The 16,626-nt window shown below is 46.2% G+C and carries 14 protein-coding genes and 2 pseudogenes; 2 read left to right on the top strand and 14 right to left on the bottom strand.

What is annotated here, in order from left to right; translation table 11 throughout:
* Positions 1 to 13: 13 nt before the first annotated feature.
* The 10 genes from prmA to gpr form a co-directional block, all read right to left on the bottom strand.
* A complete protein-coding gene (gene prmA, locus OQ477_RS02335; protein WP_014418413.1) occupies positions 14 to 949 on the bottom strand; it encodes a 50S ribosomal protein L11 methyltransferase in 936 nt (311 codons plus the stop codon).
* Positions 950 to 972: 23 nt separating this feature from the next.
* Positions 973 to 2,100, bottom strand: coding sequence for a molecular chaperone DnaJ (dnaJ, locus tag OQ477_RS02330; RefSeq protein ID WP_003152895.1), 1,128 nt, complete (start codon positions 2,098 to 2,100; stop codon positions 973 to 975).
* A gap of 185 nt (positions 2,101 to 2,285) precedes the next feature.
* Complete coding sequence (gene dnaK, locus OQ477_RS02325; protein WP_007408273.1) at positions 2,286 to 4,124, bottom strand: molecular chaperone DnaK; 1,839 nt, start codon at positions 4,122 to 4,124, stop codon at positions 2,286 to 2,288.
* Between the two features lie 24 nt (positions 4,125 to 4,148).
* The gene (gene grpE, locus OQ477_RS02320; protein ID WP_003152892.1) at positions 4,149 to 4,724 is read right to left on the bottom strand and encodes a nucleotide exchange factor GrpE; all 576 of its coding nucleotides are present in this window, start codon (positions 4,722 to 4,724) and stop codon (positions 4,149 to 4,151) included.
* A gap of 59 nt (positions 4,725 to 4,783) precedes the next feature.
* Positions 4,784 to 5,815, bottom strand: a complete 1,032-nt coding sequence (gene hrcA, locus OQ477_RS02315) for a heat-inducible transcriptional repressor HrcA (RefSeq protein WP_003152889.1) — start codon at positions 5,813 to 5,815, stop codon at positions 4,784 to 4,786.
* Between the two features lie 80 nt (positions 5,816 to 5,895).
* Positions 5,896 to 7,035, bottom strand: a complete 1,140-nt coding sequence (gene hemW, locus OQ477_RS02310; protein WP_265971260.1) for a radical SAM family heme chaperone HemW — start codon at positions 7,033 to 7,035, stop codon at positions 5,896 to 5,898.
* A gap of 59 nt (positions 7,036 to 7,094) precedes the next feature.
* The gene (gene lepA, locus OQ477_RS02305) at positions 7,095 to 8,930 is read right to left on the bottom strand and encodes a translation elongation factor 4 (RefSeq protein ID WP_045208281.1); all 1,836 of its coding nucleotides are present in this window, start codon (positions 8,928 to 8,930) and stop codon (positions 7,095 to 7,097) included.
* A 132-nt stretch (positions 8,931 to 9,062) separates the two neighbouring features.
* Positions 9,063 to 9,401: a YqxA family protein gene (locus tag OQ477_RS02300; protein ID WP_007408270.1), complete on the bottom strand. Its 339-nt coding sequence runs from the start codon at positions 9,399 to 9,401 to the stop codon at positions 9,063 to 9,065.
* 16 nt (positions 9,402 to 9,417) lie between these two features.
* Complete coding sequence (gene spoIIP / locus OQ477_RS02295; protein ID WP_265971259.1) at positions 9,418 to 10,611, bottom strand: stage II sporulation protein P; 1,194 nt, start codon at positions 10,609 to 10,611, stop codon at positions 9,418 to 9,420.
* Positions 10,612 to 10,678: 67 nt separating this feature from the next.
* Positions 10,679 to 11,785 (bottom strand): GPR endopeptidase, encoded by a 1,107-nt coding sequence (gene gpr / locus OQ477_RS02290; RefSeq protein ID WP_007408268.1) that lies wholly within the window; start codon positions 11,783 to 11,785, stop codon positions 10,679 to 10,681.
* Positions 11,786 to 11,987: 202 nt separating this feature from the next.
* Between gpr and rpsT the strand changes: the two genes are divergently transcribed.
* Positions 11,988 to 12,254 carry a 30S ribosomal protein S20 gene (rpsT, locus tag OQ477_RS02285; protein WP_003152876.1) on the top strand — a complete coding sequence of 89 codons (267 nt, stop codon included), beginning with the start codon at positions 11,988 to 11,990 and terminating at the stop codon, positions 12,252 to 12,254.
* Positions 12,255 to 12,270: 16 nt separating this feature from the next.
* Here rpsT and holA read toward each other — a convergent pair.
* A pseudogene (gene holA / locus OQ477_RS02280) lies at positions 12,271 to 13,312 on the bottom strand (DNA polymerase III subunit delta).
* 39 nt (positions 13,313 to 13,351) lie between these two features.
* Positions 13,352 to 13,503: pseudogene (locus OQ477_RS02275) on the bottom strand (hypothetical protein).
* A gap of 40 nt (positions 13,504 to 13,543) precedes the next feature.
* Between OQ477_RS02275 and OQ477_RS02270 the strand changes: the two are divergent.
* Positions 13,544 to 13,678: a YqzM family protein gene (locus OQ477_RS02270; protein WP_003152870.1), complete on the top strand. Its 135-nt coding sequence runs from the start codon at positions 13,544 to 13,546 to the stop codon at positions 13,676 to 13,678.
* 18 nt (positions 13,679 to 13,696) lie between these two features.
* On the opposite strand, the gene OQ477_RS02265 is transcribed toward OQ477_RS02270, so the two are convergent.
* Together OQ477_RS02265 and OQ477_RS02260 are read right to left on the bottom strand one after the other, a co-directional pair.
* Positions 13,697 to 16,048: a DNA internalization-related competence protein ComEC/Rec2 gene (locus OQ477_RS02265; protein ID WP_265971258.1), complete on the bottom strand. Its 2,352-nt coding sequence runs from the start codon at positions 16,046 to 16,048 to the stop codon at positions 13,697 to 13,699.
* Positions 16,049 to 16,618 (bottom strand): ComE operon protein 2, encoded by a 570-nt coding sequence (locus OQ477_RS02260; RefSeq protein WP_003152868.1) that lies wholly within the window; start codon positions 16,616 to 16,618, stop codon positions 16,049 to 16,051.
* Positions 16,619 to 16,626 lie beyond the last annotated feature (8 nt).

Genomic DNA, 16,626 nt, shown 5'->3' with positions numbered 1-16,626 from the left:
CACCTACTAACTGTTATTTTTTCGCGATGATGCTGACCCAATCTTCCATAGACAGAATTTCTATGATAGTAAAGCCGGCTTTTTCCAACGCTTCTTTTACTTCCTGTTTTTTCTGGCCGATAATGCCTGAAGTAATAAAATGGCCTCCGTCTTTGAGCAGGTCGTACGCCTGTGATGTAAAGCGGAGAATCACTTCTGCCAAAATATTTGCGACAATGACATCATGTTCGCCCGTGATGCCGTCTAACAAATTGTTCTGCTTCACTTCGGCCGTATCACTCACTTTGTTCAATTTCACATTCAGACGCGCGCTTTCAACAGCGACCGGATCAAGGTCATACGCATGAACCGATTCGGCCTCAAGCATGGCGGCCGCGATGCTTAAAATTCCTGAACCGGTGCCGACATCAATGATACGGTCGCCTTTTTGAACGATACGCTCAAGCGCCTGAATGCACAGAACCGTTGTCGGATGCGTTCCCGTACCGAATGCCATACCCGGGTCCATTTCGATAATCAGTTCATCTGTATGAACAGGTGTGTACGTTTCCCATGTGGGAACGATCGTGAACTTTTCAGAAATTTTCACAGGATGATAATACTTTTTCCAAGCTGTCGCCCATTCTTCTTCATTGACTTCAGAAATGGTGATTTTGTTTCTGCCCAAATCAATATCGTACAAAAGCAGATTATTAATCGTCTCTTTAATGCCGTCCACCGTTTCGCCGAGGAAACTGTTGATCGGCAGATACGCTTTGACAATGACACCCTCATCGGGGTAATCATTGGGGTCGAGCTGGTAGATTTCCCCGTAAACATTCTCACGCTCTTTCATTAAATCAAGCGGATCTTCGATGACAACCCCGCTCGCACCAGCTTCATGCAAAATATTTGAGATGGGTTCGACCGCTTCATGTGTTGTGTGAATGCTGATTTCGGACCATTTCAAAACTACCAACTCCTATCCAATCATTACTCGCCTTTAAATGCTCGTTTTACTTTGTCAAAGAAACTCATTTCTTGTTCATCCGGCAGGTTTCCGCTGACTTCAGCGAACTCGCGGATGATGTCTTTTTGTTTGTCTGTCAGATTCGTCGGTGTGACGACGCGGACGACAATGTGCTGGTCGCCTTGTCCGTAGCCCCGGACGTTCTGAACGCCTTTGCCTCTTAATCTGAATTTCGTGCCGGTTTGTGTGCCGGCAGGTATTTTCAATTTCACTTTTCCGTGAAGCGTCGGCACTTCCACTTCGTCTCCGAGTGCCGCTTGGGCAAACGTTAACGGCATTTCGCAATAAATATCGTCTCCGTCGCGCTCAAAGAACTCGTGGGCGCGCACATGGAATACGACAAACAGATCTCCCGCAGGCCCTCCGTTTACGCCCGGTTCACCTTGGCCCGGTACGCGCAGCTGCTGTCCGTCATCCACACCGGCAGGAATCGTGACATTGATTTTTTTCCGTTTTTTCACTTTGCCCGTGCCGCCGCAGTCAGAACACTTGTTTTTGATGATTTTTCCTGTTCCTTCACAGTGGTGGCAGACTCTTCGGTTAACCACTTTGCCAAACGGCGTGTTCTGTTCGACGTTCAGCTGGCCTGAACCTCCGCAGTGCGAGCACGTATCCGGCTTTGTTCCCGGCTTCGCGCCAGACCCTTTACATGTTTCGCAATTCTCTTCGCGCGGAATTTCAATGATCGTTTCTTTTCCGAAAGCCGCGTCTTCAAATGACAGGGTCATTGTATACTGCAGATCCGCGCCTTGCCGCGGCGCATTCGGGTCACGGCGTCTCGTGCCGCCTCCGAAGATGCTTGAGAAAATGTCATCGAAACCGAAGCCGCCGAAGTCTCCGCCGCCTCCGAAACCGCCGCCGAATCCCTGGTTAGGGTCTGTATGGCCGAATTGGTCATATTGAGCGCGTTTTTGGTCGTCTGAGAGCGCTTCGTACGCTTCTTTTACCTCTTTGAATTTTTCATCTGCTCCGGATTCTTTATTGATATCAGGATGATATTTTTTTGAAAGCTTCCGATAGGCTTTTTTGATTTCATCCTTTGAAGCGCTCTTACTTACCCCAAGCACTTCATAGTAATCACGCTTACTCATCTCGCTTCACTCTCCCGAATTTCTCACATAAATTAGATTGTATCATTTTGAATTATGTTTTTTCAATTCCTTTTATCCCGGGCAAGAAAAAAAGTCAAAGCCAAGAGATGCCTGACTTTGACTTTCTGTCTGTTGAATCAGAATATGCTGTGTGTTCTTCCGCCTATAGCCATGCGGGACAGAACTTATTTTTTCGTTTCGTCGTCTTTTACTTCTTCGTACTCCGCATCGACAACGTTGTCATCCGCTTTTTTGCCTTCAGCGTTTGCTCCGCCTTCAGCCTGCTGCGCTTTCGCCGCTTCTTCGTAAAGCTTCATAGAAAGCTCTTGAACGATTGTTTGAAGTTCATCTTTTTTCGCTTTGATGTCTTCAATTTCGTTTTTCTCGATAGCGGCTTTCAGCGCGTCTTTCGCGTCGTTTGCTTTTTTCACTTGCTCTTCGTCCACTTTGCCTTCCAGATCTTTTAATGTTTTTTCCGTTTGGAACACAAGCTGGTCAGCTTCGTTGCGGACTTCGATTTCTTCTTTTCTCTTCGCATCAGCGTCAGCGTTTTCTTCCGCTTCTTTTACCATGCGTTCGATCTCATCATCAGAAAGACCTGAAGAAGATTTGATTGTAATATTTTGTTCTTTTCCTGTGCCTAAGTCTTTCGCTCTTACGTTTACGATACCGTTTTTGTCAATATCGAAAGAAACTTCGATTTGCGGTACGCCGCGCGGTGCAGGCGGGATATCAGTAAGCTGGAAGCGGCCGAGCGTTTTGTTGTCGGCAGACATCGGGCGCTCACCTTGAAGAACATGGATATCAACAGCAGTTTGGTTATCAGCTGCAGTTGAGAATACTTGAGACTTGCTCGTCGGAATTGTCGTGTTGCGGTCGATCAGTTTTGTGAACACGCCGCCCATTGTTTCAATACCGAGAGAAAGCGGTGTAACGTCAAGAAGAACAACGTCTTTTACGTCTCCCGTGATGACGCCGCCTTGAATTGCAGCACCAAGCGCTACAACTTCATCAGGGTTTACGCCTTTATGCGCTTCTTTACCCGTTTCTTTTTTGATTGCTTCCTGTACGGCAGGAATACGTGTAGATCCGCCGACAAGGATAACTTTGTCGATTTCGCTCGCAGAAAGATCCGCATCTTGAAGAGCCTGACGGACAGGAGCCATTGTGCGCTCAACAAGGTGAGCGGAAAGCTCTTCGAATTTAGCGCGGGTCAGTGTCAGCTCAAGGTGAAGAGGACCTGCTTCTCCCGCCGTGATAAACGGTAAAGAAATTTGTGTGGATGATACGCCGGAAAGATCTTTTTTCGCTTTCTCAGCCGCATCTTTCAAACGCTGAAGCGCCATTTTGTCTTTTGAAAGATCAATGCCGTTTTCTTTTTTGAATTCTGCTACGAGATGATCGATGATGACTTGGTCAAAGTCGTCCCCGCCAAGACGGTTGTCACCGGCAGTTGAACGGACTTCAAACACGCCGTCGCCAAGTTCAAGAACAGATACGTCAAACGTACCGCCGCCAAGGTCGTAAACAAGAATTGTTTGGTCTTCATCCGTTTTATCAAGTCCGTATGCAAGCGCTGCTGCAGTCGGCTCGTTGATAATACGCTCTACTTCAAGGCCGGCGATTTTACCGGCATCTTTTGTCGCTTGGCGCTCAGCATCGTTGAAGTATGCAGGAACCGTGATAACGGCTTTTGAAACTGTTTCGCCGAGGTAGCTTTCAGCATATGCTTTCAGATGCTGAAGGATAATAGCTGACACTTCTTGAGGCGTGTAGTCTTTTCCTTCGATTTCCACTTTATAGTCAGTACCCATATGGCGTTTAACAGACATGATTGTGTTAGGATTTGTGATTGATTGGCGTTTCGCCACTTCCCCTACTTGGCGCTCGCCGTTTTTAAATGCAACGACTGACGGAGTCGTACGGTTTCCTTCAGCGTTGGCGATGACTGTAGGCTCTCCGCCTTCAAGCACTGCCACACATGAGTTTGTCGTACCCAAGTCAATTCCGATTACTTTACTCACTTTGAATTACCTCCTGCTATGTAGTTATTGATTCACTTTTACCATTGAAGGACGGATGACGCGATCCTTCAGTTTGTAGCCTTTTTGCAGTTCTTCGATAACAATATTGCTGCCGAAGTTTTCATCTTCCACCTGCATGACGGCTTGGTGAAGGTTCGGATCAAATTCCTGACCGACAGCTTCGATGGCTTCTACGCCTTCTTTTTCAAGTGCGTCCATCAGCTGGCGGCGGACCATTTCCATACCTTGCAGCAAGCTTTTTGTCTGCTCGCTTTCAGCTTCTACCTGTAACGCCCGTTCAAAGTTGTCGAGAGCCGGAAGGATTTCCGTTACGACGTTTTGAGAACGGTATTTCTGAGCAGCTTCCATTTCAAGGCGGCTGCGTCGTTTATAGTTTTCAAAGTCTGCTTGAACACGCAAAAGCTTGTTTTCTTTTTCATCAAGCAAACCCTGCAATTCATCAATTTGGTGCTGAAGGGCTTCTTCCTGACCTGCCGTTTCTTCATGCTGCTCTTGTGAAGCGGCTTGTTCTGCCTGTTCTGTCACTTCTTCTTGTTCTGCTGCTTCAACCTGTTCTGCGGTTTGTTTTTCTTCTGACATTGTGTTCACCTCCCTCAAATGCTGTAAAAAGATGACTGAAAATGATTGCCAAAATTCCCTTATTCATCATACAAACTTGTGAATGCTTTTGACAAGTCCGAAGTCACGTGCTGCAGCAGGCTGACGACTCTTGAATAATTCATGCGCGTCGGCCCGATAATCGCGATTGAACCGATCTGTTTCGTATCAACTGTATAGGTGGCCGTGATTAAGCTGCAGTTTTCCATTTCTTCGTAGTCGTTTTCTTTCCCGATTTTGATTGAAATCCCGGCTTTTGATGACTGAAACAACTTCAGAACATCCTGCTCTTTTTCAATTAAAGATAAGAGCGAGCGGACCCTTTCAATATCATGGAATTCCGGCTGATTCAGCATGTTGATCTTTCCGCCGAAAAACAATTTCTCAACGTGGGCCGCCGGATGGAATGTGGAGCGGAGCGATTCAAGTATGCTGTCATAGTTGGCGATATGCTGCCTTAAATAGGTGACAACCTCTTTGAAAATGCGCTCATTCAGTTCGTCCATCGGCACGCCCGCTAATCGATCGTTTAGTATATTGACCAGTTTTTCAATATCGGCCAAATCCACTTTAGCCGGGAAATTGATGGTGCGGTTTTCGACATGCCCCGTGTTCGTGACGAGGATGGCGACCGCCTTATCCGGCTGGATCGGAACGATTTGAATCTGTTTAAGATAGTTCTCGCTCAGCGTCGGCCCGAGGACAATCGATGTGTAGTTTGTCAGATCGGACAGGATTTGCGCTGATTTTTGGACTGTTTTTTCCAGCTCGAAGATTTTTTCTTTAAATATCGAGTGAATTAAATCCAGATCGGTTTTTGTCAGCTTGACGGGTGACAGCAAATGATCGACATAATACCTGTACCCTTTTTCCGACGGAATCCGTCCTGAGGATGAATGGGTTTTTTCAATAAAGCCCAATTCCTCCAAGTCAGCCATCTCGTTTCTGATCGTTGCAGAGCTGAATGTAATCTCGTCTTTTTTTGAAAGAGTTCTTGATCCCACAGGCTGCGCTGATTGTATAAAATCATTAATAATCACTTGCAGGATCAACAGCTGACGATTTGTTAACATCATCATCACCCCTGTTAGCACTCAAGGTCAGCGAGTGCTAATTCTATATCAAAAGTAACAAACCAAAAGAAAAATGTCAATTATAACTCACCCAAAAAAGCGCCAAAAACCTCATTTCCTAATAATTTGCCCTCATGCGTTAATGCAACCGATTCTTCCGTGTCACAGATCAGGCCTTTTTCGGTTAAATCTTTGAGAACATCGGGAAACAGTTCGTCGACCGAGCGTCCGAATTTATCGAGAAAAGCTTGCTTTTGTACGCCGGACATTTTTCTGAGACCGAGGAACATTTCTTCTTCAATCTGCTCCTCACGTGTCACCTTGTGTGTGTCACGGTAAGGCAGCCCCTTTTCTTCAATGAGCTGCATGTAATGTTTCACAGGCCCGGCGTTGACGGTGCGCGTGCCGCTGATATATCCGTGAGCGCCTGCGCCAAAACCGAAATACTCTTCATTGCTCCAATACGTCAGATTATGCTGCGACTCGTATCCGGGCTTTGCAAAGTTACTGATCTCGTATTGACGGATGCCCGCTTCACTCATCTGCCTCATGACCGTTTCATACATCTCGGCCTCTTGTTCTTGCGCCGGGAGATGCAGGCGGCCTTTTTGCATTAAATTATAAAACACCGTTTTCGGCTCTACGATCAGCGAGTAAACGGAATAGTGCTCCGCATCAAGAGACAAAGCCGTTTTGACGGAATTGTCAAGATCGGCCAGCGTCTGCCCCGGCAGGCCGAACATCAAATCAAGACTGATGTTGCCGAAGCCGAGAGCCCTCGCACGTTCAAAGGAAGTGAATACGTCCTTTTGTTTATGCACTCTGCCGATTTTTTGTAAAAGCTCATCTTCAAAGGTTTGAACACCGAAGCTCAGCCGGTTGACACCGGCATTTTTCATGATTTTTAATTTTTCCGGGGACAAATCATCCGGATTCGCTTCCGCGGCAAATTCTATGAGTCCGTCAGAAGGCTTCAGCACGCGGTGAATGGAATCCATCAATTTTTCCAGCTGGACAGGTGAGAGCGATGTCGGCGTGCCTCCCCCGATAAAGATCGTACGGAGATCAGGGCGTCCCGTCCGTTCTATTGTATTTATCATTTCCTTTTCGAGTGAGTTTAAGTACTCATCGACAGGCTGGCTCTGAATAAAATATTTATTGAAATCGCAATAGTGGCAGATATGCTCACAAAACGGAATATGAATATAAGCTGATTTCATTTTGAAACACCTTCTTCTTTACAGAAAGAAGCCGCAGCGCGGGACTGCGGCGGCTTCCGTTATTTTTTCGGGCTGTCATCCATTTTAAGAACGGCCATAAACGCTTCCTGCGGCACTTCTACTGAGCCGACCTGCTTCATCCGGCGTTTTCCTTCTTTTTGTTTTTCAAGAAGCTTCCGTTTCCGCGAGATGTCTCCTCCGTAACATTTTGCAAGGACGTTTTTCCGCATGGCCTTAATGGTTGAGCGGGCCACGATTTTCTGTCCGATCGCTGCTTGAATCGGTACTTCAAAGTGCTGGCGCGGAATGAGCTCTTTCAGTTTTTCTACAATTACTTTTCCGCGTTCGTACGCGTAATCGCGATGCACGATAAATGAAAGGGCGTCGATTTTTTCTCCGTTCAGCATAATGTCCATCTTGACAAGTTTAGACGGTTTGTAGCCGATCAGTTCGTAATCAAAGGACGCGTAGCCTTTTGTGCTTGATTTCAGCTGATCAAAAAATTCATATACGATTTCCGCTAATGGCATGTCATAGACAATGCTGACACGATTTGCGTCTAAATATTGCATGTCGATAAAATTGCCGCGTTTTCCTTGGCAAAGCTCCATCACCGCACCGACATAATCGTTCGGCACCATCATTGTCGCTTTTACATAAGGTTCTTCCACCCGCTCTATTTTTTGGGGATCAGGCATGTTTGACGGGTTATCCACGATGACCTTTTCGCCGTCCGTCATATATACGTCATAAATAACGCTCGGCGCGGTCGTAATAAGATCAATTTTAAATTCCCGTTCAATCCGCTCTTGAATGATCTCCATGTGAAGCATTCCTAAAAAGCCGCAGCGGAAACCGAAGCCGAGGGCTTGTGACGTCTCCGCCTCGTATTGAAGAGATGAATCGTTCAATTCAAGTTTTTCCAGAGCCTCGCGCAAATCATTATATTTGGCTGTGTCAATCGGATAAAGTCCGCAGTATACCATCGGATTGAGTTTGCGGTAGCCCGGAAGCGCTTCTGCCGCAGGCTTAACCGCGCTCGTGATCGTATCACCGACACGGGTGTCGCCGACGTTTTTGATTGCGGCTGTCAAATAGCCTACGTCACCGACTGTCAATTCGTCAGCCGGCTGCGCTTTCGGCGTGAAGACGCCGACTTCGATGACTTCAAACTCTTTTCCGGTTGCCATCATTTTAATTTTCTGGCCCGGTTTGACCGTTCCTTCTACGACTCTGATATACGCGACGACTCCGCGGTACGCGTCATAAAGCGAGTCAAAGATGAGCGCTTTCAGCGGAGCTTCCGGGTCTCCCGCGGGAGCCGGCACTTTTTCTACGATCTGTTCTAAAATGTCTTCGATGCCGATGCCCGCTTTCGCTGAAGCGAGGACGGCGTCTGAAGCGTCAAGGCCGATAACGTCCTCAACCTCTTGACGCACACGTTCTGGCTCTGCGCTCGGAAGATCGATTTTATTAATGACAGGAAGAATCTCAAGATCATTATCAAGCGCCAGATAGACGTTCGCCAATGTCTGCGCTTCTATTCCCTGAGCCGCATCAACAACGAGAATCGCGCCTTCACAGGCAGCCAGGCTTCGCGATACTTCATATGTAAAGTCGACGTGTCCGGGCGTGTCGATGAGATGGAATATATATTCTTCTCCGTCTTTTGCTTTGTATTTCAGCTGAACGGAATTTAATTTGATGGTAATTCCCCGTTCGCGTTCAAGGTCCATTGAATCAAGCAATTGTTCTTTCATTTCCCGCTGGGTGATCGCCGATGTTTTTTCTAAAATCCGATCCGCCAAGGTCGATTTGCCGTGGTCTATGTGGGCGATGATGGAGAAATTCCGGATTCTTGACTGCCTCTCTAAACGCTTTTCTTTATCTGTCACAATCTATCACTCCTACTATTAAACGCAAAATACACTAGCTTAGATTATATCAATAGGATTGTAAACATTCAATTAAAACAAGAAAGAGAAAAGCTTCCTTTAAGGAATCATCCGCTTTTCTCTTCATCAGTGCTAACGGTTCAGTTTCGAAACCCACTCATACATCGCCTGCGCCGAGTCCGTCACGGTATTTGAAAGGGTTTCCCCGGCTTTTGAAAACAAGTTGAAGGTTTCCGCCTGTTCCAGCTGTTTTTGTTTTTCTTCCAGATCTTTCGCAGTAACGGTTTGCCCCAAAATGGAAGCTTCTTTTTCCTGTCCTTCTCCGCCGCCGAGCGTGAATGCTCCTTTTAAGGAGGGATCTTTGTATCCTTTCATATCAAGCATTCCGCTGTTTGCCTGCTGCATGCCGAACAATACGCCGAAAAACATGACAATGGCGATCAGCAGGCATTTGCCGGTAAAACGGATCATTCGAATCACCTGATTTCTATTGTTTTTTCTTCTCTCCTGATTGCGAGCTGACCTTTTCTGCATCCCAGTACAGTTCGCTGAACACATCGGCCGCGGCATCTGATGCGCGCCTCAGTTCTTCAAGATTGTTATCCACGCCCCCGAATTCCAGCAGAAGCGACCGGTCGTTTAAATCCTGGTTGTACACTCCATTATCTCCCGGAGAGCCTTTTGATAAAACACCGACGCTTAAGCCGGGGTATTTTTTCTCCATCAGCTTATGAAGTTCACTTGCGAGTTTATAGTTTTCTTCAAAATTAGCGCTTTTTTTGCCGACGACGATGGCGACTCTGGCATAGCTTTTTCCTTTGATGTCGGCTGTCGTATTTTTCTTGCGGCGGGAATCCCGGTGAATGTCTATGGTATATTGCAGGTTTTTATTTTTGGTGAGCGCGCTTTTTACGACCGGCCTTGATTCGTCGTAGCTTCGCGCATAATTTAAGCCGTCTTTGTTCAGGCGGGCCTGAATGTCGGTTTTATCTACGGTCGCTCCTACACCTTGCGCTTCAAGCGCTTTTCCGAACATATCTCCGACAAGCGTGACATTGGCCTTCGAATGGCGGGCGTTATCCGGATTTGTTTCCCCCTTTAACAGAGGAAGATAGGATTCGGTATTATGAGTGTGGTAAATAAAAACGACTTTTTTGCTGCCTGTTGAATGTTTCGGCGGCGCCGTTTCTTCTTTTTTCGTTTTGTTTTCGATTTCTGCCAGGTTCACTTCTTTTTCTTTTTCCATCACCTTTGACGGCGGCGGAGATTCAGCCGGCATATTCGTATAATCCGTCCCCTGCCCCGCCAGAAGGATCTCCGTATCATATTGGGCAAATCCCGGCAGCTCACGTCCCAAGAAACTCCGCGGGTCTTCCATATTAATGCTTGTCGCCAGTTTTAAGGAAAGCCGGGACAGCTGAAAAGAGTCTTTTTCAGGAAGCTCTGAGGCGAAATAATGATTTTCCATGCCGAGGAGGTGTGCAAACGCGTCACCCGGAAGTTCTCCGGCAATTCCGTGAAGAGAATCCGAAGAAAGCCTCAGTTCAGGGCGAAGCGATGTGAGCACACCCGATAATACGAAAATAACGATAAGGCTTGTCATAAACAAAAACATGCCCTTGAGCGCATTTCCACCGTTTACTGCAACGACAATTTGACGGTTTCTGCGTTTTTTTCTCATGATTTGAATCCCTCCAGCGCTTGTCTAGTAATTACTCTATGAACAAGCTAGAGGAGGTAGAACCATTTTAATGATTATAAGAACCTTTGTTATCTTGTGACACTTTTTCATGAAGGGCGGTGTTTAACCCGTTTGCAAGCACGTTCGCCATATCATCAATAAAGGTGTCAATCTCCTTCGGCGTGACCATCAGATTATGGCCGAGCGGAGAAAGCACTTCGTGAATCAGCTGGCGTTTTTCGTTTTCGTCCAGCGTGCCGACAATACCGAGAAAGGATTGGCGTTCTTTTTCTCCGGGAAGGTCTTCGTCTGTCAGCACCTTCTTTTTGCCGAAGTTCATTCCGGCGGGCACCAGAGATCTTGACGGGCTGTCATCTTTCATCTCTCTGCCGAAATGTTTTAATATATAATCCACCGTATCGCTTGCGATCGTAACCGCATCAACAACAGTCGGTACCCCGATTGCGATGACGGGAATGCCGAGCGTTTCCTTGCTTAATTCTTTTCTCTTATTGCCGACGCCTGATCCCGGGTGAATGCCCGTATCAGAAAATTGGATGGTCGTGTTCACCCTTTCAACGGCTCTTGCCGCAAGAGCGTCTACCGCGATCACAAAATCCGGCTTTGATTCTTTGATGACACCTTGAATAATATCGCTCGTTTCAATTCCCGTTAATCCCATCACACCGGGAGCAAGCGCGCTGACCGGCCTGTACCCTTCCTGCACATTTTCAGGCTGAAGCCTGAACAGATGCCTTGTCACAAGAAGGTTTTCGGTCACGAGAGGGCCGAGCGCATCCGGCGTCACATTCCAGTTGCCGAGACCGACGATCAAACAGCTTGCATCCTTTGGAATCTTTAATGCCGATAGATAGGCGGAAAATTCCTCGGCAAACACTTCCGTTACTTTTTCCTGCATGTCAGAGTCGTGTTCCCGAACCCCTTGAGCCTCGATCGTGACATAGCGTCCCTGCTTTTTCCCCGATAGCTCGGCGCCTTCTTTGGTAATATCGACGGTTCTGACTTTAATGCCGCCCTTGTCGCGTTCTTTTTCAATAAACCCGTTTATTTCTTTTTTCTGACCGGCTTGTCCGTCTTTTACTGCCTGTTTCGTTTCTACCGCTAAATCCGTCCGTATCAGAAATTGATTGACATCCAGTTCGTTGTTTTTCACAGGGAAGACCTCCTTCAATCATCGTGGTACATAGTGTGGCCATTTACAAAACGAATCATGCGAATTTACCCATCAACGAAAAATACTTTACATTTATATTGCAATCTAAAGTTCTGTTTGATAGAATACAATTTGTTCTATTGTGAAGAAGATTTAACCTTAAGACACTGTGCTACAGGTTGTATCTTAGGAGGTGAAACACATGCCAAACATTAAATCAGCGATTAAACGTACAAAAACAAACAACGAACGCCGCGCTCATAACGCGACAATCAAATCTGCTATGCGTACTGCAATCAAACAAGTTGAAGCTTCTGTTGCTAACAACGAAGCGGATAAAGCGAAAACTGCTCTTTCTGAAGCAGCGAAACGCATTGATAAAGCAGTGAAAACAGGTCTTGTACACAAAAATGCCGCAGCTCGATACAAATCTAGACTTGCGAAACAAGTGAACGGACTTTCTGCATAATACAAAAACGATCCCTTTAACGGGGATCGTTTTTTTCATTCGGTCCGGAGAAGCTCAAGGAGAAAGAGCTCCAGCAAGAGCTGCTTGTCCTTTTTCCCCGTTTTCATTTCATAATCCATCACTGCGAGTCTTTCTATAATACGCCGCAGCTCTTCTTCAGAAAAAAGCCTCGCCTGATCCATCGCCAGCTTTACCCGGAAGGGGTGCACCTTTAAGTTGGAAGCGATTTGCTTTTGGCCGTATCCTTGTCCTGCAAAATACTTCGTCTGCATAATCAGACGGAATTGGTTGGCGATCAGCGCCATAATTTTGATCGGTTCTTCGTTTTGTTTTAAAAGATCATAAAATATTTGAAGACTTTCCGTCCGTTTTCGGTTCACGATTTTGTTGATCAGCTCAAAAATATTCTGCTCCAAACTTCTTGCGACGAGCTCCCGGACATCTTCAAGTGTGATCTCATGTCTGTCACCGGTGTAGGCGGAGAGTTTTTGTATTTCCTGATATATGGAAGACAGATGGCCGTTTGCAAGCAGAACCAAATGCTCGGCAGCTTCTGTATCGATCATTTTATTTTCGGATTTCGCCAGATTAATCGTAAAATCAGTCGTCTCCTTTGCATTCAGCTCCTTAGCTTCAATCATAAGGGCTTTTTGCTTCAGCGCTTTCGTCAGCTTTTTCCGTTCGTCCAGCTTCTCATACGGAGCCACAATCACAAAGACCGTGTAAGGTGCAGGCTCCTTCAGATAAGTCTCCAGAGCGGCTGTATTATGCTCTATTTTTTCTTTCTTTTTTTCCCCTGTTAAAAAAGACGGATTTTTTACGATGACCAGCCGCTTCTCTCCCATAAACGGAAACGTTTCCGCATCGGTTACGGCCTGGTCAAGCGGATCTTCTTCAAGATCAAAAACAGACAGGTTAAAATCTTTTGTCTCCTCATCAACGACAGCTTGTCTGATCCGGCTGACAGTTTCTTGGAGCAGATACGTTTCTTTTCCGTATAAACAATAAACGGAGCGGACATCCCCTTTTTTCAGGGCTTTCCAAACATCAAATACCATGATCGTATGACTTCCTCTCTTTCTTGATCCCCTTCTATCCTAAATTGAGTTCGGCAAATAGTAAAGAGGAAGCTTTAAGGACAGCTTCCTCATTTATAATAAACGCCTGATTCACAAGCTCCCGGGTCTGCTTGTAAAAAGGCGATAATCACAAGAACAGAAAACGTTACCATCACTTCTAGATTTTTCAAAACAATTCCAGTATACTTAGGGAAGTCAGGAGGGATGAAATTGAATGATTTTGAAAAAAACGTTCAAAGCAAACGAAATGATGCTGTTGACTCAGCTGTCGGTTTTGTCGTGTCCTTCGGATTTTTCGCCTTTTTGTTCGTGATGGCAACAGCCATCCATCTTATCGGCTCTTAGCCGCATTCCGGGCTGCTGTCAATCGGCAGTCTTTTTTACTTCTTGCGCCCTGGTTTCTTCTATATCATATGGAGGGAAGACGGAAAACGTTCCGGCGCCTTTTTTAAATCTGTATTGAATCGTTCCGCTGACATCGGTGCGAAGCACATTGACAGAGTACGCCTTCAAACGATCCAGCACTTCTTCATGCGGATGATGGTATCGATTCTCTTTTCCTGCTGAAATCAGCGCTGCTTCCGGCTGAAGCTGTTTCAAAAAGGCTTCACTCGTAGAGCTTTTGCTGCCGTGATGACCCGCCTTCAAGATATCAGCCTTCAGTTTCGGATACGTTTTCAGCACTTCCGTTTCGCCGTCCGATTCTAAATCTCCCGTCAAAAGCCAGCTCACTCCGCCTAAAACCGTCCAAAGCACCAGTGACGAATCATTTTTACTCCTTCCGTCAGACGACTCCGGAGACAGCACCTGAAACTGAAGATCACCGGCTGTAATGGTGTCGCCCCGCTTTGCTTCGGCAACGGGAATGTTGTTTTCTTTCGCCATATTTAATATGTTCTGATCTTTCGGTTCTTTTACGAATCCCACGGGGACAATTAACCGTTTGACTCTATGATTTTTGATTAACACTCCGGCTTCTCCGATGTGATCTTGATCCGCATGGGTTAAAATCAGCGCATCCAGCTTTTTCACCCCTTTTCCGTTTAAAAACGGAATCAAAACCTTCTCGCCGATAGAATACGGGTGGCGTTTTTCTTTCCATGATTCTCCGGGATAAGAAATCACTCCCCCTGTATCAACCATTACGGTCCCTTTGCGGTGCGGCGCGCTTATAAACAGTGAGTCTCCCTGCCCGATATCAAGCATATCCGCTTCTCCCCATGGACTGAAATACGGACGGCATATTAAATAAGCCAAAACCGCGCAGAAAAAAAAAGCCGATTTCCTGAGTTTTAAAAAACCTCCCTTTTCCAAAGCCGCAAAAAGCGTAAAAACGGAAACCGCAAGCAGAAGAAGGGAAACAAAGTCAGGCTTTGACACAATCATAGTAAATAAATCAACGGATGCCGCATATGTAATGAAATCATGCACAGGGCTCATCACAAGGTCGAACATATCAAAAAAACATTCTCCCATCTTCCTTGAAAGTAAAAGAAGAAGGAAACCGATGACAGAAACCGGAATGACAAATAACGTATAAAATGGCACCATCACCATATTCATCGGAAAACTGACAAGTGAAATCTGCTGAAAATGATAGAGAAGAAACGGAAGTGAGCTGAGCTCCGCAATGAATGAAGCCATCGCAAGCCCGGCAAGTCTGCTTTTCCCTGCTTTCTTTAAAATGGAGGATGACAGAATTAAAGAGGCGCTTACCGCAAAGGAAAGCTGGAAGCCCGCCTGCCAAAGGAAGTAAGGATTAAACAGCAGGAGCAGCATATAAGACAGGGACAATGCAGCAGAGGAATGAATGCCGCGTTTAACAAGAGTTCCGGCGATATAAAATTCCAGCATGAGGGATGCGCGCAATACGGATGGGGCGGCACCGCTCAGCAGCGTATACACCGGCAAAAACAACAGCAGCAAAATTCCCGCTTTTTCTCTTGTCAGCCCGATTCTGATCAGAGCATAAAATAATCCCGCCGTAATAAGACCGACATGCATTCCGGAAATCGCCATTAAATGAACGACTCCCAAATTTTGATATGCACTCAGTATATCGTCCTCTATAGAAAATTTTTCACCTAAGGTCAGCGCTTCAACAATTCCGGCGGAAGATTCAGGCACGTGATTCCGAATGATCGAAATCAAATTTTTTCTGATGTTCAGCAGTTTAAACAGCGGCTGTTTGGATTTTTCACACTGCTGAATGGAAGTCACGGAAAATAACCAGTGAATCTGCTGAGAGTGAAGATATTCCTTATAATCAAAACCTCCGGGAACCGTCGCATGTGCAGGCTGTTCCAGAGAGCCTGTAAACGTGCAGCGCATCCCCGGTTCAAGCTGTTCAATGAGTCTCTTTTCCTCAAGAGAACGGATTTTGTACGAAGCCGCCCATTTTTCCTTGTCATGTGTACGGATAACGGCTGACATTTTCGCTCCGTCAACCTTCGGAATATTAGTGATGACGGCCTGTTCAGTATAACTGCCGGCCTGATACCGCGTTACATTCGCAGCGTCACAAACCGTATAAAGAAAGAAATAAACACAAAAAGAAACGAGGCAGACGATAACCGGAGCATGGTGCTTTGTTTTTACAATAATAAAGAGAAGATACAGAAGAAAAAGGAGCAGAACCCAGAAGACATGAGCGGCGGCAATTCCCGCAGTTGCAGAAACCGCCGCCAGAGGCAGAAGAAGGTATTTATATTTCATTTATACGTAACTGGTAAACAGCTCATTGGCCTGTTCATGAATTTTTTTCAGTTCATCTGCCTTAACCCCCGCATCAGATAATTGCTGAATCAGACCTGCTACAAAAGACAATTTTTCGCGGTTTTTCAGATCGATGATCATTTCATCAAGTTCGACCTGCTCCACCTTGACTCCGGCTTGGCTGAACAGCTCTTTTGCATAAGGCTGTGTTTTGTAATCTTCGGCATAATAAACCGTTTTGATGCCTGCCTGGATAATTGATTTGCAGCATTGAATACAAGGATAATGCGTCACATAAATTTCGGCGCCCTCCGTCGGAACACCGAACTTAGAACATTGCAGAATCGCATTCATCTCTGCATGTATGGTCCGCTGGCAATGATTATCTATTAAAAGGCATCCTTCATCAGCGCAATGGACGCCGCCGGCGATTGAGCCGTTGTATCCGCCGGCAATCATCCGCTTATCTCTGACTACGGTTGCCCCGACTGACAGTCTCGGGCATGTGCTTCTCAGCGCCAGCAAATGGCTTTGCGCCATAAAATATTGATTCCATGAGATTCGTTCCACAAGTGTTC

The organism is Bacillus sp. ChL18, from assembly GCF_026241425.1.
GTDB lineage: Bacteria > Bacillota > Bacilli > Bacillales > Bacillaceae > Bacillus > Bacillus velezensis.
The sequence above is the reverse complement of the archived record's forward strand: the minus strand, read 5'-3'. Positions and strand labels throughout refer to the sequence as shown.

Bases quoted from the DNA above. Each gene is read 5' to 3' on its own strand.
- hrcA (WP_003152889.1), bottom strand. From the start codon at position 5,815: ATGTTAACAAATCGTCAGCTGTTGATCCTGCAAGTGATTATTAATGAT.
- spoIIP (WP_265971259.1), bottom strand. From the start codon at position 10,611: ATGAGAAAAAAACGCAGAAACCGTCAAATTGTCGTTGCAGTAAACGGT.
- grpE (WP_003152892.1), bottom strand. From the start codon at position 4,724: ATGTCAGAAGAAAAACAAACCGCAGAACAGGTTGAAGCAGCAGAACAA.
- OQ477_RS02265 (WP_265971258.1), bottom strand. From the start codon at position 16,048: ATGAAATATAAATACCTTCTTCTGCCTCTGGCGGCGGTTTCTGCAACT.
- dnaJ (WP_003152895.1), bottom strand. From the start codon at position 2,100: ATGAGTAAGCGTGATTACTATGAAGTGCTTGGGGTAAGTAAGAGCGCT.
- OQ477_RS02300 (WP_007408270.1), bottom strand. From the start codon at position 9,401: ATGATCCGTTTTACCGGCAAATGCCTGCTGATCGCCATTGTCATGTTT.
- hemW (WP_265971260.1), bottom strand. From the start codon at position 7,035: ATGAAATCAGCTTATATTCATATTCCGTTTTGTGAGCATATCTGCCAC.
- rpsT (WP_003152876.1), top strand. From the start codon at position 11,988: ATGCCAAACATTAAATCAGCGATTAAACGTACAAAAACAAACAACGAA.